Below are 13,263 nucleotides of genomic sequence, written 5' to 3'. Positions count from 1 at the left end.
TTGATTGATGATCTTCTATCCATGAAAGGTATTTATATTTATTAAAATTATCTAAACCATAACTTTCTGATTATCAGTTGTTTTTAATAGGTGATTAATAGTCATTATCATCATTTAGTTAAAACTCTTAACTTTTTATGTTTTTTTTTAACGTTTTTTAACAGTGTGCTTTAAAATGCCTGATAATAGGGAGTTACAACAGATATTAAGATAAAGTTTGGTTTTTATTAACGGTTGTTAACAATTCGACTAGGCTCTTTAAAAGATTCCTAATACATTTGCCCTGTCAAACCAATTAAAGTTCAAAGTGATGAAAAGATTTATTCTCGTAATCATAATGATGATTTCAGCGCTTGGTGTTTATTCTTTCAAGAATAATGCCATGGATGCGAAAAAAACAAGTTATGCATCGTACTACCACGATAAGTTTAACGGTAGAAAAACTGCCAGCGGAGAGATCTTTGATAACGCAAAGTTTACCGCAGCAAACAGAACGCTTCCTTTTGGTACAAATATTAAGGTTACCAATCTGAACAATGGGAAAGAGGTGATAGTGAAGATTAATGATAGAGGTCCTTTCCATGCATCAAGAGCTTTAGATATGTCTAAAGCAGCGTTCGACGAAATCGGAGATATCAGTCATGGTACAATTCCGGTGGAATATGAAATTGTCGATTAAATTTATGATTTAAATTAAAAGCCAACTGTTACAGTTGGCTTTTTTGTTTGTATTAAATATTGAATTCCAATAAGGCAGGGCAATGATCCGAATGTACCGCTTCTTTCAAAATAACAGCTCTTGTAAGCTTTTCTTTTAAAGTATAGGAAGCAAAGTTATAATCTAATCTCCAACCCTTATTTTTAGCCCGCGAATTTTGTCTGTAGCTCCACCATGTGTAATTATCAGGCTGATCATTAAAAAACCTGAAACTGTCGATCAATTCGCATTCATTAATAAAATTGGTCATCCATTCTCTTTCCATCGGTAAGAATCCTGAAACATTTTTTAAACGCACCGGGTCATGGATATCAATAGCTTCATGACAAATATTAAAATCTCCTGAAATGGTAAGGTTAGGAATTTCTTTTTTCAAATTTTTAATGTATTCTAAAAAGTCATGACAGAACTGCATTTTAAAGTCCAGTCTTTCAATATTGGATGCAGAAGGAACATATACTGAAATGGCTGAAAATCCGTCAAAGTCCGCACGAATAATTCTTCCTTCATTGTCATAGCTTTCAATACCGCAACCATATTCAACATGATTGGGCTTTATTTTTGAGGCAATTCCCACGCCGCTATAGCCTTTTCTTACCGCAGAGTGCCAATAACTGTGATAGCCTAGTTTTTCGAGGCTTTCGATGTCTATTTGATCATTTCCTGCTTTACTTTCCTGGATGCAGATGATATCCGGATCAGCAATTTTGAGCCAGCCTAAGAAATCTTTAGTGAAAGCAGCTCTTATTCCGTTTACGTTGTATGTGATTAATTTCATTTTAATAACGATAATTTTCACAAACATAAAAAAACAGCCTTGAAAACACAAAGCTGAATATCGTAAATGTAAGATTTAACTGAATTTAGTTTTTAAAAATCGTTTTGCCTTCTTTTGTTAATTCCACCTGTTCACCTTTGCCTGACAATTCATACTGATCATTTTTGTACAGCATTCCGGAACCTACTTCCTGGCCTTCAAGAGTTACGGTATTACCTTCGAATACTACAGTTACAGTGTTTTTAGCATTGTCAAAGGTCATTTCTAGAGTTTTCCCATCCTTGTCTTTGGCTGTACTTTTTATAAAATTGTCTTTCACTTCTGGTGAAGCTGTTGAAATACTATCTGTAACAGGAGTTTTTTCCGGTTCTGTCGATGCTTTGGTTTTATCTTTTGTACATGAAACCAAAAATAATGTAGTGCAAATAATTGCAAAAAAAGATTTTTTCATATTTGTTATTTTTAAGTTTTATTACATTATCAAACAATGTGCCGTAAAAAAGAAGCGGAAAAAATCTATAGATTTTTTCCGCCACCCTTAACCCAAAGTTAAACTATGAAAAAAACTATTTGGGCTCTAAAATACTTATAGGAATTATACATTCTTCCAATGAAATTCCTCCGTGTTGGTATGTTTCTTTATAATAATTCACAAAGTGATTGTAATTTTTCGGGTAAGCTAAAAAGATATTATTTTTCGCAAAAATATATTTTGAACTTAAATTTCCCTTTGGTAAAAATAGCTTTTCTGGATTTGTGATTGCCCAGACATCACTGTCATCGTAAGTTAAACTTTTACCTGTTTTATAGCGGATATTCGTGGACGTTTCCCTGTCACCAACGACCTTACTTGGTCTTTTAACATAAACGGTTCCGTGATCTGTTGTGATAACCAGCTTGAAGCCATTTTCAGCAGCAACTTTAATAATTTTCAGTAATGATGAATTTTCAAACCAGTTCAAAGTTAATGATCTGAAAGTTTTATCATCACGAATTAGCTGATCAACAATATGATTATCCGTTTTAGCATGAGAAAGAATATCGATAAAGTTGTAAACAATCACCAGAAGATCATTGTTTTTGTGCTGATTGAAATCATCATAGATTTTTCTTTCAAAATCCGCATTCAAAACTTTCAAATATTTCATTGATTTAGAGCCTAAACCAATACGTTTCATCTGATCTTCAAGGAAATCACGTTCAAATTCATTTTTGTTACCGTCTTCATTATCATTAAACCATTTTTCAGGGAAACGCTTTTCAATCTCAGATGGCATTAAACCTGCAAAGAACGAGTTTCTCGCATACTGCGTGGCAGTAGGTAAAATACTGTAATAATAATCTTCTGAAACTTTATTGTAATATTTAGTGAATAATGGCTCGATTACTTTCCATTGGTCATACCGAAGGTTATCAACCATTAATAAAAGAACTTTGTCTTTTTCTACCTCAGGCTTTACTTTTTCTTTAAAAAGTGTGTGGCTCATGATGGGCTTTTCTGTATCATGCAACCAGTCTTCATAATTGTTTTCAATAAACTTGGCAAATTGAATATTAGCTTCTTCCTTCTGTGATTGTAAAAGGTCTGCAAATTCATTATCCGCTACTTTATCAAACTTAATTTCCCAATTAAGGATTTTCTTATAATATTCCGCCCAATCCTGATATGTTCTTAAATAAGACAATTCCATAGAAAGATTTCTGAATTCCTGTTGGTATTGCAGAATTGTTTTCTGTTCTACCAGATTATCCTCCTGAAGATTTTTCTTTAATGATAAAAGAATCTGATTGGGGTTTACAGGTTTCAAAATATAATCAGCAATCTGAGATCCTATTGCTTCTTCCATAATGTGTTCTTCCTCACTTTTCGTTACCATTACTATTTTTAAAGAGTTGTCTTTATCTTTAATCATAGGAATAGCTTCAAGCCCAGAGATTCCGGGCATATTTTCATCAATGAGTGTTAGTGCGAATTTTTCTGAGTCCATTAGTTCCAATGCCTCATTCACGTTGTTGACAGGGGTTACCTGGTAACCTTTTTTTTCTAAGAAAACGATGTGAGGTTTAAGTAAATCTATTTCATCATCTATCCATAATATCTTTTCCGACATAATTTATTTTTTACATGGTTATAGTATCAAATTGTTGACCAATTCATTTTAAAATCAACAAATTTGGAGATATAAAAGGTTAAATATTAGTTAAAAGTAATATTTAAAAAGTAATAATTAATCTGACAATGAATTTACTGCTTTTACCCGAGTAAAGAAAGAGTTTTAAGAAAAATAAAGCAGATAAAAAATAAAACCAACTACAAGAATGTAATTGGTTTAAATTATATATTGATTTACAGTGTTTCAAGGATTTCTTCTACGATATCGTATCCGTTATTATTTTCATAATATTCATGTAAATCTTTCATAAATATTTCTTTCGGGTAACTTTCAGGATCATCCCTGAATTTTGACAATAGTTCCAGTCCATGCTTTGTACGCGGTCCCCAATGAGTCAGTACATTACAGCTCGCGTCGAGAAAAATCACGATAGGAACAGCTTCATTGCCGTTGGTAAGGAACAATTGCATAAGATCCGGGTTTTCGTCACGATAAAGTATTTTTATAGGATTTTTGTTCCCGAAAAACTGTTTTATTACCGGAACAGACTGGCTGCAATCACCACACCATCCTTCAGCTATGATCAAAATATTTCCGTTAAAATCTTTTCGAATAAATTTTTCTTCTTGCTGAGGATCCGGAGTATAATTGCTTATAATCCGTTCTGCTCTTTCGATGGAAAGCAAATATTCTGATATAAGACCTTCGTTTTCAACCTGTATTTGTGCGGTATCCTGAATTCTGTTGATATAAGATTCAAAAGAAATTCCTTTTTTCCAATATGCCTGTAACATGATTTGTGTTTTTTAAGATTAATTTGTTTTCCGTTTGTAATAGACGATTCCGAAAGGATTTGTACCGGCATTGAACGATCCGGAATTGGATAACACTCCTGCCGGATTTACATTATAAACTGAAACCTTATTTTCCAAGCTGGAATGTGTTACAAATATTTTATCGCCATTACCATTGGCGGTAATATTGTGAGGGATAATGGATGTTGCTGACATAGAAATTTGATCTCCAGAAGTAGAATTAATCGAGAATAATTGATTTCCGGTGATATTGCTTATAAAAATCTTACTTTGATCCGGCGATGCAAAAATTCCGTGAGCACCTGCATAATCTTTTTCTGTGGTAATGCTCATCGTATCAGGGTTTACAATATAAAGTTTGCCGGACTGACACGGAATATACAACGTATTAGTGTTGGGAAGGTGAAACAAATGCGGTTCTTTTCCTACACTTACTTCCCCGGTTTTTGTATGGCTGGATAGTGAATATTTATAGACTTTGTCAACAGTTGAACTTGCTGTAAAAACAGAAACAAAGGCAGTAGTTCCGTCTTTAGTCAGGAAAACATCGTGAGGTTTCAGGTCTACATTGATAGTATTCGTGATGGTATTTGTTGCGAGATTGATGACCGAGATCGTATTATCGATATCGTTGGTGACCCACAATTCCTTGCCCTGTCCGTCTGCCCACATGTGAAAAACTCCGTTCCCAGCGTTGATAGAATTTTCAACCTGTTGATTTTTAGGATTTACAACATGAATTTTTTTTCCGGCCCTGTCACCTACATACAGCTTATCATTTTGTGGAACGTACACCACATACATCGGCTCGGAATTAGGAATTGAAAGTGTTTTTGACTCATTGGTATTTCCCGCATTCACAAAACTTATACTTCCCGAACCACGATTGGCCACCACTATTTTTTCTTCATAGGTTTCGGGTAAATTTGGGGTATCGCTATCACTACACGAGGCCAGAGCAAGTAAAGACACGGCACACAACTTAAGCTTTAAAGGCTTAACAAAATAATTTTTCATAAACATTTGTTTTAATTCGACTTAATTTATCATACGCCTGATTATCAGATGTATATTCTGGATAAAAGTCATCCCTTATAACTAAAGTCGTGTGTATAGGAGAATCCTGACAATAAATATATGAAAAATAATTAATATTTTATTAAGTATTTGATATACAGTGTATTAAATTTATTTTAATATAAATTGCTGTTAGTCATAAAAGCAAAAGCCACAAAAATTATCAATTTCTGTGACTTATGTTTCATTATGTATTAATTTTAATTATTTATTTAAAAGAATCGCCGCTTCTTTAGCAAAATAGGTGAAAATCATATCTGCTCCGGCTCTTTTGAAACAAGTAAGGCTTTCGATGATTGTTTTGTCGTTATCCAGCCAGCCGTTTTGAGCAGCCGCTTTTACCATCGCATATTCCCCGCTCACATTGTACACTGCAATAGGAAGATCGATGGCTTCACGCACTTTCGAAACAATATCCAAATAGGGAAGTCCCGGTTTGATCATGATAATATCTGCGCCTTCATCAATATCTTTAAAAACTTCATTTAATGCTTCCCTCGAATTATGAAAATCCATCTGATATGTTTTTTTATCCTTAGGAATTTCCATATTATCTTTCGGGGCACTGTCCAAAGCACTTCTGAAAGGGCCATAGAAAGAGCTGGCATATTTTGCAGCATAGCTTAAAATCCCTACATCTGTAAATCCGCTTCCTTCCAAAGCTTCACGAATTACCTGAACCCTGCCATCCATCATATCACTCGGTGCTACAATATCAGCTCCGGCTTCCGCGTGAGAAACTGACATTCTGGCCAATGCGTCATTGGTTGCATCATTGATGATTTTTCCGTTTTCTATAATCCCGTCGTGGCCATAGATGGAATAAGGATCCAGCGCCACATCAGGCATGACAACCATTTCCGGAACAGCATCTTTGATCGCTCTGATTGTATTCTGCATTAATCCGTTTTTGTTCCAGGATTCCTTTCCGGTATTATCTTTAAGGTCTTCGGAAACTTTCATGTACAGGTTGACAGCTTTTACTCCCAAAGAAAATAATTCCTTACATTCCTTCACCGTCAGATCTATGCTCCTCCTGAAAATCCCGGGCATCGACGGAATTGCTTCCTGCTTGTTTTCACCCTCCATGACGAAGATCGGCATTACAAAATCATTAGTTGTAAGGGTGCATTCTCTTACCATACTTCTTAGAGAGTCGTTTACTCTCAACCTTCTATTTCTTGAATGTATCATTTTTTGGAATACTTTTTGAATGAAATTTAATACAAATTTACTACAAGTTCTACAAAAAACTATTGCGTGGAATAGTAGAATTGTTTATTTTTGTTTTAATATACTTGAGAAATTATAATATTGATGAAAAAACTTTTACTTTTATTTATCTTTTTAGGCGCTTTTGTTGGGTTTTCCCACAATATGAAAGCACAGATTAAAGAGCCAAGTTCCTTCTCTCAGAAATCTGACGATGGAGTGCTTGTTGCCTATCCGAATCCTGCGAAGGACTTTCTGATCATAAAGGCAAAAGATTCTAATTTAAGAATCAAAAGTGTGATCTTTTATTCAATTTTGGGTACTCAGGTTGCCACATATTCGGTGAATATGAATTCCGGTGAGATTAATATAGAAAAACTAAAACCGGGAAAATATTTGATCCGTTACATATTAAGTGACAATACGATGAAGGTTACCCAAATCGTAAAACAATAAATTAAATCCTGATAATCATCAGGATTTTTTCTTTTGGCTTAATTCTGTTTTAATAATTCCGTAACTTTCGGAACTTTATTATACTAACTGATAGTAAAAACAAATTAATGCTAAAAGCTGAACATATTAGAAAGACCTACAATGCCGGTAAAAAGGTAGCTTTGGATGATTTCAGCATCCATGTTCCGAAAGGAAGTATTTATGGTCTTTTAGGCCCGAACGGAGCCGGAAAAACTTCTTTTATCCGTATCATCAATCAAATTACCCAGGCTGATTCCGGAGAGGTATTTATCAATGGAGAAAAGCTTAATCCCAACCATATCAAAGACATTGGATACATGCCAGAAGAGCGTGGACTGTATAAAAATATGACGGTTGGCGATCAGCTTCTTTATTTTGGAGAGCTGAAGGGGATGAGCAAAAACGATGCTCTGAATGAAGCCAAAAAATGGTTTGATAAACTTCATATTGACCAGTGGTGGAAGAAAAAGCTGTCTGAGCTTTCCAAAGGGATGGCCCAGAAAATCCAGTTTGTGGTAACTGTGCTTCACAGGCCGCATTTGTTGATTCTTGACGAGCCGTTTTCAGGTTTTGATCCCGTAAATGCCAATTTGATTAAAGATCAGATTATCGAACTTAAAAATAACGGTACAACCATCATCCTGTCTACGCACAGAATGGAAAGTGTGGAAGAGATGTGTGATTATGTAGCTTTAATTAATAATTCTAAAAAGATTATCGACGGAAGGGTTTTCGATGTAAGGGAAAAATTCAAGAAAAATATCTTTGGAATTACGCTTTCTGAAGTCAATGATTCTCAACTTCAAAGCTTCGAAAATAAATATAAAATTTTCAACATAATTAATGAAAATAACCTGGTTTCTTTTGATTTAAAAAATGAAAGCGATCAGAACCAAATTCTTCTGGATCTAGTCAATGTAGGAAAAGTAAGATCATTCGACGAAAGAATCCCGAGTATGAATGAAGTGTTTATTAATGCCGTAAGTAATCATTAATCATGAATAATATTTTTTTAATTACAAAAAGAGAATTTCTTACACAGGTAAAGAAAAAATCCTTTATCATATTAACTCTTTTAGCGCCGATCTTATTGATTGCTTTTGGGGCAGTGATCGGACTGATGTTTAAGGCCAATGAATCGCACAGTATCATCGAAGTGGTGGACAAGAGCGGTCTGTTTAAAAATCAGTTGAAATCTAATGATCAGTTAAATTATGTTTTTGTTTCTACAGCTGATGAAAAGTCGAAAATCAATAATTTAAAAGGAAACGAATCATTGGACGGAATTTTAATTTTACCTGAATTAAAAAGCCAGAATTTTGATGAATTACAACAAAATACGAGACTAATTATCAACAGCAAAATCGGATTCGATACGAAGCAGAAAATTGTTGCTGATATTACCGATGTTATTAAAAAGGAAAAGATAAAACAGCTTGGTATCGCGGAAACCCAGCTTATTAACCTGGATAAAAGTTTCCCGCTAAAAACCATCAACGTTTCTGAAAACAATAAAGAAGATTCTGACCTTGCTTTTGGAGTGAAAAGTGGGTTGAGCATTCTTTTGATGTATGTTACTTTCATGTTTATCATTATTTATGGAGTACGTGTCATGCGAAGCGTTTTAGAAGAGAAAAACAACCGTGTTGTGGAAATTATCATTTCTTCGGTAAAACCTTTTGAATTGATGATGGGAAAAATTTTAGGGGTAACTTTGGTAGCTTTAACGCAATTCGCTGTTTGGATCAGTATGTCTGTGATCGGGGCTTTGGTCCTGAATACAGGCTTTTCTTCAATTCAGAAAAATATTCCGGGCGGAAATGAGGAACTGGCGAGCAAACTTGATGTGGCGCAAATTGCAACTCAGGTTTCCCATAGCTTATTAGAACTAAACTTTCCATTGATTATTTTCGTATTCATCGTATTTTTCCTTTTAGGGTATATCTTTTACAGCTCGATTTATGCAGCAATTGGTTCTGCCGTAGATAATGAAACGGAAACGCAGCAATTCACGCTGTTTGCTATTTTGCCACTGATGTTGGGAATGTACGGAAGTTTTTCGTTAATGAACAATCCGGACGGACCGCTGGGCTTCTGGCTGTCTATCATTCCTTTTACCTCTCCTGTTGCAATGATTGCAAGAATTCCGTTTGGAGTTCCGGCATGGCAGATTGCCCTGTCGATTGCGCTGCTGCTGGGAACAACGGTCTTTATGATTTTTGTTGCCGGTAAAATATATAGAGTAGGGATCTTGATGTATGGAAATAAGGCTACTTTGAAGGAACTTTGGAAGTGGATTAGAGGATAAAATAAATAAAGAACCCCCCGAAACTGAGTTTCGGGGGGGGTATGTTTAAAAATATTTTTAAAATATTCTTATTTAAAAATATAGCTAAGCGTTAGGCTAATAACCTGCTCAGATTTACTTTTTGACGTTCCTTTTGGTTCGTGATTAAGACCCGGATACGTATTGGACAAACCGAAATCGTATTTTGCAGCGATTTCCAATTGTCTTTTGTAGCTGTATCCTGCCCCAATTCCTACTCCAAAGTTGAAGCTGCTTGCTTTCCCTGTAAGTTCAGGATTATCAGCAACTACATAGTCCGGATTGTAATAAGGTCTTGACAGAGGAGCATTTTTAACTTTTTGACTTAACAAGAAATTAAATCTAGGCCCTATCAAACCAAAGAACTCTGATTCTGCTTCGGAAAAATAAGCCTTAAAGTTAATCGGCACACTCAGATAATTATTGGCATAAACAGCGTCATAGCCGTCTGTACCTTTAGAATCCTTGTTCTTTCCGGTTTCTCCCGCTCCGAAATATACTACTTCGGGTTGAAGGAAAAACTGGTTTTCACTTCCGATAGGAATTAAAGCTAAAACCCCGGCCTGCATTGTCAGCCTTTTTCCTGAGGGATTGTGGGCATTTTTCACCCCTGAATAGTTACCTCCTGCAATGATACCAAATCTCGTGTTACTAAAATCTATTTGTGCGAAAGACATAGTAGAAATTGTCAAAGCGGAGGCTAATAAAAATTTTTTCATATTGTTTTATGTTTTGTATTATTTTAAGCTAAAATTTTTGCTACTGTAGCACCGATGTCAGCCGGAGAGTCTACAACATTGATGCCGTTTTCTCTCATGATTTCCATCTTAGCCTGAGCCGTATCTTCAGCACCACCTACGATAGCACCTGCGTGACCCATTGTTCTACCTTTAGGAGCAGTTTGACCTGCGATGAAACCTACAACCGGCTTCGTAGAACCACTTGCTTTGTACCATCTTGCAGCTTCAGCCTCAAGGCCACCGCCGATTTCTCCGATCATTACAACGGCATCAGTTTCAGGGTCATTGATGAATAATTCCAAAGCTTCTCTTGTAGTAGTCCCGATGATTGGGTCTCCACCGATACCGATCGCCGTAGAAACACCGAAACCAGCTTTTACAACCTGATCTGCAGCTTCATAAGTAAGAGTACCTGATTTTGAAACGATACCTACTTTACCTTTTTTGAAAACGAAACCTGGCATAATACCAATTTTAGCTTCTTCAGAAGTAATGATTCCAGGGCAGTTCGGACCGATCAATCTGCAGTCTCTGTCAGCGATGTAAGATTTTACTTTCACCATATCCGCTACAGGAATACCTTCAGTAATACATACAATAACTTTGATACCTGCTTCAGCAGCTTCCATAATAGCATCTGCAGCAAATGCAGGCGGTACGAAAATGATACTTACATTAGCCCCAGCTTTTTCTACAGCATCCGCTACAGTATTGAATACAGGCTTTCCTAAGTGCTCGCTACCTCCTTTTCCGGGAGTAACACCTCCTACAACGTTTGTTCCGTATTCAATCATCTGGCCTGCGTGGAAAGTACCTTCGTTCCCTGTAAATCCTTGTACAATTACTTTAGAATCTTTGTTTACTAAAATTGACATTTTATTATTTATTTAATTTATTTATAATTTTTTAATGCACACAAATTTAATTAAATTTCTTTGATTAAAGATAAATCTAACCAATTTGTTTATTTGAGATTTCTCAGCTTCACTTCTTTTTTAAGATAGGTTTTAAAATCTTCTGCAAACATCCCGATATAAGTACCTTTTTCAAGATCCCTGTTGACACCGGTTTTGCCTAAGATAATTGATCCGCTATCGATTTTATTACCGGAAGCCATCCCGACTTGTCCCCAAATAGTTACTTCATCACCAATCACACAGCATCCTGCAATTCCCACCTGAGAAGCGATAAGGCATTTTTTCCCGATTACGGTATCATGGCCCACCTGAATTTGGTTATCTAAAACAGAACCTTCACCGATTATGGTAGAATCCGTCACACCACGGTCAATCGTACAGCTGTTTCCGATTTCTACGTTGTTTTCGATTACAACATTTCCCACTGAGATCAAACGGTCGAAATTTCCATTTAATTTTCTGTAATAAAAAGCATCGCCTCCCAAAACTGTGTTGGATTGGATAACTACATTGTCACCGATGATCGTTCTGTCTCCAATGACAACATTTGGGAAGATCAGTGTGTTTTTCCCGATTTTCACATTGTTTCCGATTACCGCAGAGTGGTGGATTTTTGTTCCTTCACCAATTTCAGCATCATGAAGCTCCTCCGTGAAATTGTATATTCTCGTAAAATGGGTATTAATTTTATTAAAATCCCTGAAAGGATCATCTGAAACCAACAAGGCTTTTCCTTCCGGGCAGTCCACTTCCTTATCAATTAGGATAATCGTTGCGGCAGAGTTTAAAGCTTTATCGTAATATTTCGGATGGTTGACAAAAACTATTTCTCCTGGTTTTACCATGTGGATCTCGTTGGTTCCCAGTACTTCAAAGTCTTCAGGGCCAACATGTTTAGCACCGATAAGATCGGCAATAGTTTTCAGTTTTTGTGGAGAATGAAACGTCATATTTTTAAATGATGTTTAAATTTTATCAACCTTGTCAAGGTTCAAAACCCTGACAAGGTTTTTTTCAACTTTAGATCGCAGCCCGGCCTGAATGGAGCTCTTTTTGTTTCGTCTGAAAAGACGAGATAAAAAAGCGGGAATGGAGGACGGAAATAGCTGCCATAAAAAATGAAAGCTGAAAGTTGTTATACTTCCAGCTCCCCATTATTTTGAATAATTATTCTTTTACTCTTTCAAGGTAAGAACCGTCTTCCGTACTTACTTTGATTCTGTCTCCCGGCTCGATGAATAAAGGAACCATTACTCTTGCTCCTGTTTCAACGATAGCGTTTTTAAGAGCATTGGTGGCAGTGTTTCCTTTTACACCAGGATCAGCTTCGGTTACATCAAGATAAACCGACTGAGGAAGTTCTGCAGAAAGCGGAGTTTCATCAGCTTCTTTCAAAATAATTGTCACTTCTTCACCGGCTTTCATGAACTGGGAATTCTCAATCATTTCTTTGTTAAGATAAAGCTGGGAAAAATCGTCATTATTCATGAAGTGGAAGCCATTCTCATCATCATAAAGATACTGATATTTTCTTGTGATAACTTTTACTTCGTCGATTTTGTGACCGGCTGAGAAAGTATTGTCGATTACTTTTCCGTTTGTCACAGATTTTAATTTTGTTCTAACGAAAGCAGGACCTTTTCCCGGTTTTACGTGAAGGAATTCGATTACTTTATAAATATCGTTACTGTACTCAATGCAAAGTCCTTTTTTGATATCGTTACTTGTTGCCATTAATTTTGTATATGTTTATTTTCTTTTATTAAACTGTATTCCCTGCCCCTGAGGCATCATCCTGTTGAATGTATTATTGTTGAATGTATTCACATTATTATTTAATTTGTTTACATTCATCTGAACTTCAGAATTATACTGATTCGTAGTGCCTAAAATTGAGCTGCCCGTGTTTTTTTGTTTTAGAATATCATTTAGATTATTCTTAGCAATACTATCGTTAGACTTTTCAGGAAGTTTTCTTTCCATGATGGAAGCCTTGGTTGTTTTCTCTGTTTTTAATCCTTCCGTTTGCTGTCCAAACAAAAAAGATGTGGCAGAAAGCATTATTAGCAAGATTAAACTTTTCACTGTG

General features: G+C 35.7%; 15 protein-coding genes. 4 read left to right on the top strand and 11 right to left on the bottom strand.

What is annotated here, in order from left to right; all coding sequences use genetic code 11:
- Window positions 1-307 precede the first annotated feature (307 nt).
- Window positions 308-679: a septal ring lytic transglycosylase RlpA family protein gene (locus ATE47_RS11220; RefSeq protein WP_062162054.1), complete on the top strand. Its 372-nt coding sequence runs from the start codon at window positions 308-310 to the stop codon at window positions 677-679.
- A gap of 52 nt (window positions 680-731) precedes the next feature.
- Here the strand turns inward: ATE47_RS11220 and ATE47_RS11215 are convergent, their stop codons facing one another.
- The 6 genes from ATE47_RS11215 to hemB form a co-directional block, all read right to left on the bottom strand.
- Window positions 732-1,496: an exodeoxyribonuclease III gene (locus ATE47_RS11215; RefSeq protein ID WP_062163527.1), complete on the bottom strand. Its 765-nt coding sequence runs from the start codon at window positions 1,494-1,496 to the stop codon at window positions 732-734.
- 85 nt (window positions 1,497-1,581) lie between these two features.
- Window positions 1,582-1,947, bottom strand: coding sequence for an MliC family protein (locus tag ATE47_RS11210; protein ID WP_062162053.1), 366 nt, complete (start codon window positions 1,945-1,947; stop codon window positions 1,582-1,584).
- A gap of 115 nt (window positions 1,948-2,062) precedes the next feature.
- Complete coding sequence (locus ATE47_RS11205; protein ID WP_062162052.1) at window positions 2,063-3,607, bottom strand: T9SS response regulator signal transducer PorX; 1,545 nt, start codon at window positions 3,605-3,607, stop codon at window positions 2,063-2,065.
- A gap of 236 nt (window positions 3,608-3,843) precedes the next feature.
- A complete protein-coding gene (locus tag ATE47_RS11200; RefSeq protein ID WP_062162051.1) occupies window positions 3,844-4,404 on the bottom strand; it encodes a thioredoxin family protein in 561 nt (186 codons plus the stop codon).
- Between the two features lie 18 nt (window positions 4,405-4,422).
- On the bottom strand, window positions 4,423-5,442 hold the full coding sequence (locus ATE47_RS11195) for a YncE family protein (RefSeq protein WP_062163526.1): 1,020 nt from the start codon (window positions 5,440-5,442) through the stop codon (window positions 4,423-4,425).
- A 264-nt stretch (window positions 5,443-5,706) separates the two neighbouring features.
- Window positions 5,707-6,696: a porphobilinogen synthase gene (gene hemB, locus ATE47_RS11190; RefSeq protein WP_062162050.1), complete on the bottom strand. Its 990-nt coding sequence runs from the start codon at window positions 6,694-6,696 to the stop codon at window positions 5,707-5,709.
- Between the two features lie 123 nt (window positions 6,697-6,819).
- Between hemB and ATE47_RS11185 the strand changes: the two genes are divergently transcribed.
- The 3 genes from ATE47_RS11185 to ATE47_RS11175 all read left to right on the top strand — a co-directional run bounded on the left by ATE47_RS11185 (window position 6,820) and on the right by ATE47_RS11175 (window position 9,499).
- Complete coding sequence (locus ATE47_RS11185; protein WP_062162049.1) at window positions 6,820-7,170, top strand: T9SS type A sorting domain-containing protein; 351 nt, start codon at window positions 6,820-6,822, stop codon at window positions 7,168-7,170.
- Window positions 7,171-7,277: 107 nt separating this feature from the next.
- Window positions 7,278-8,186, top strand: a complete 909-nt coding sequence (locus ATE47_RS11180; protein WP_062162048.1) for an ABC transporter ATP-binding protein — start codon at window positions 7,278-7,280, stop codon at window positions 8,184-8,186.
- A 2-nt stretch (window positions 8,187-8,188) separates the two neighbouring features.
- Window positions 8,189-9,499, top strand: coding sequence for an ABC transporter permease (locus ATE47_RS11175; protein ID WP_062162047.1), 1,311 nt, complete (start codon window positions 8,189-8,191; stop codon window positions 9,497-9,499).
- A 68-nt stretch (window positions 9,500-9,567) separates the two neighbouring features.
- On the opposite strand, the gene ATE47_RS11170 is transcribed toward ATE47_RS11175, so the two are convergent.
- From ATE47_RS11170 to ATE47_RS11150, 5 genes are all read right to left on the bottom strand, one after another.
- Entirely contained in the window at window positions 9,568-10,236 is a 669-nt protein-coding gene (locus tag ATE47_RS11170) for a porin family protein (RefSeq protein WP_062162046.1), read from the bottom strand.
- A 23-nt stretch (window positions 10,237-10,259) separates the two neighbouring features.
- Window positions 10,260-11,132 carry a succinate--CoA ligase subunit alpha gene (sucD, locus tag ATE47_RS11165; protein ID WP_062162045.1) on the bottom strand — a complete coding sequence of 291 codons (873 nt, stop codon included), beginning with the start codon at window positions 11,130-11,132 and terminating at the stop codon, window positions 10,260-10,262.
- 89 nt (window positions 11,133-11,221) lie between these two features.
- Window positions 11,222-12,124, bottom strand: coding sequence for a UDP-3-O-(3-hydroxymyristoyl)glucosamine N-acyltransferase (locus ATE47_RS11160; protein ID WP_062162044.1), 903 nt, complete (start codon window positions 12,122-12,124; stop codon window positions 11,222-11,224).
- Window positions 12,125-12,341: 217 nt separating this feature from the next.
- The gene (gene efp, locus ATE47_RS11155; protein WP_062162043.1) at window positions 12,342-12,908 is read right to left on the bottom strand and encodes an elongation factor P; all 567 of its coding nucleotides are present in this window, start codon (window positions 12,906-12,908) and stop codon (window positions 12,342-12,344) included.
- A gap of 15 nt (window positions 12,909-12,923) precedes the next feature.
- Window positions 12,924-13,259 (bottom strand): hypothetical protein, encoded by a 336-nt coding sequence (locus tag ATE47_RS11150; protein WP_228376268.1) that lies wholly within the window; start codon window positions 13,257-13,259, stop codon window positions 12,924-12,926.
- Window positions 13,260-13,263: the final 4 nt, after the last annotated feature.

Origin of the sequence: Chryseobacterium sp. IHB B 17019 (assembly GCF_001456155.1) — a bacterium.
GTDB lineage: Bacteria > Bacteroidota > Bacteroidia > Flavobacteriales > Weeksellaceae > Chryseobacterium.
This window is presented reverse-complemented; position numbering and strand designations above follow the sequence as displayed.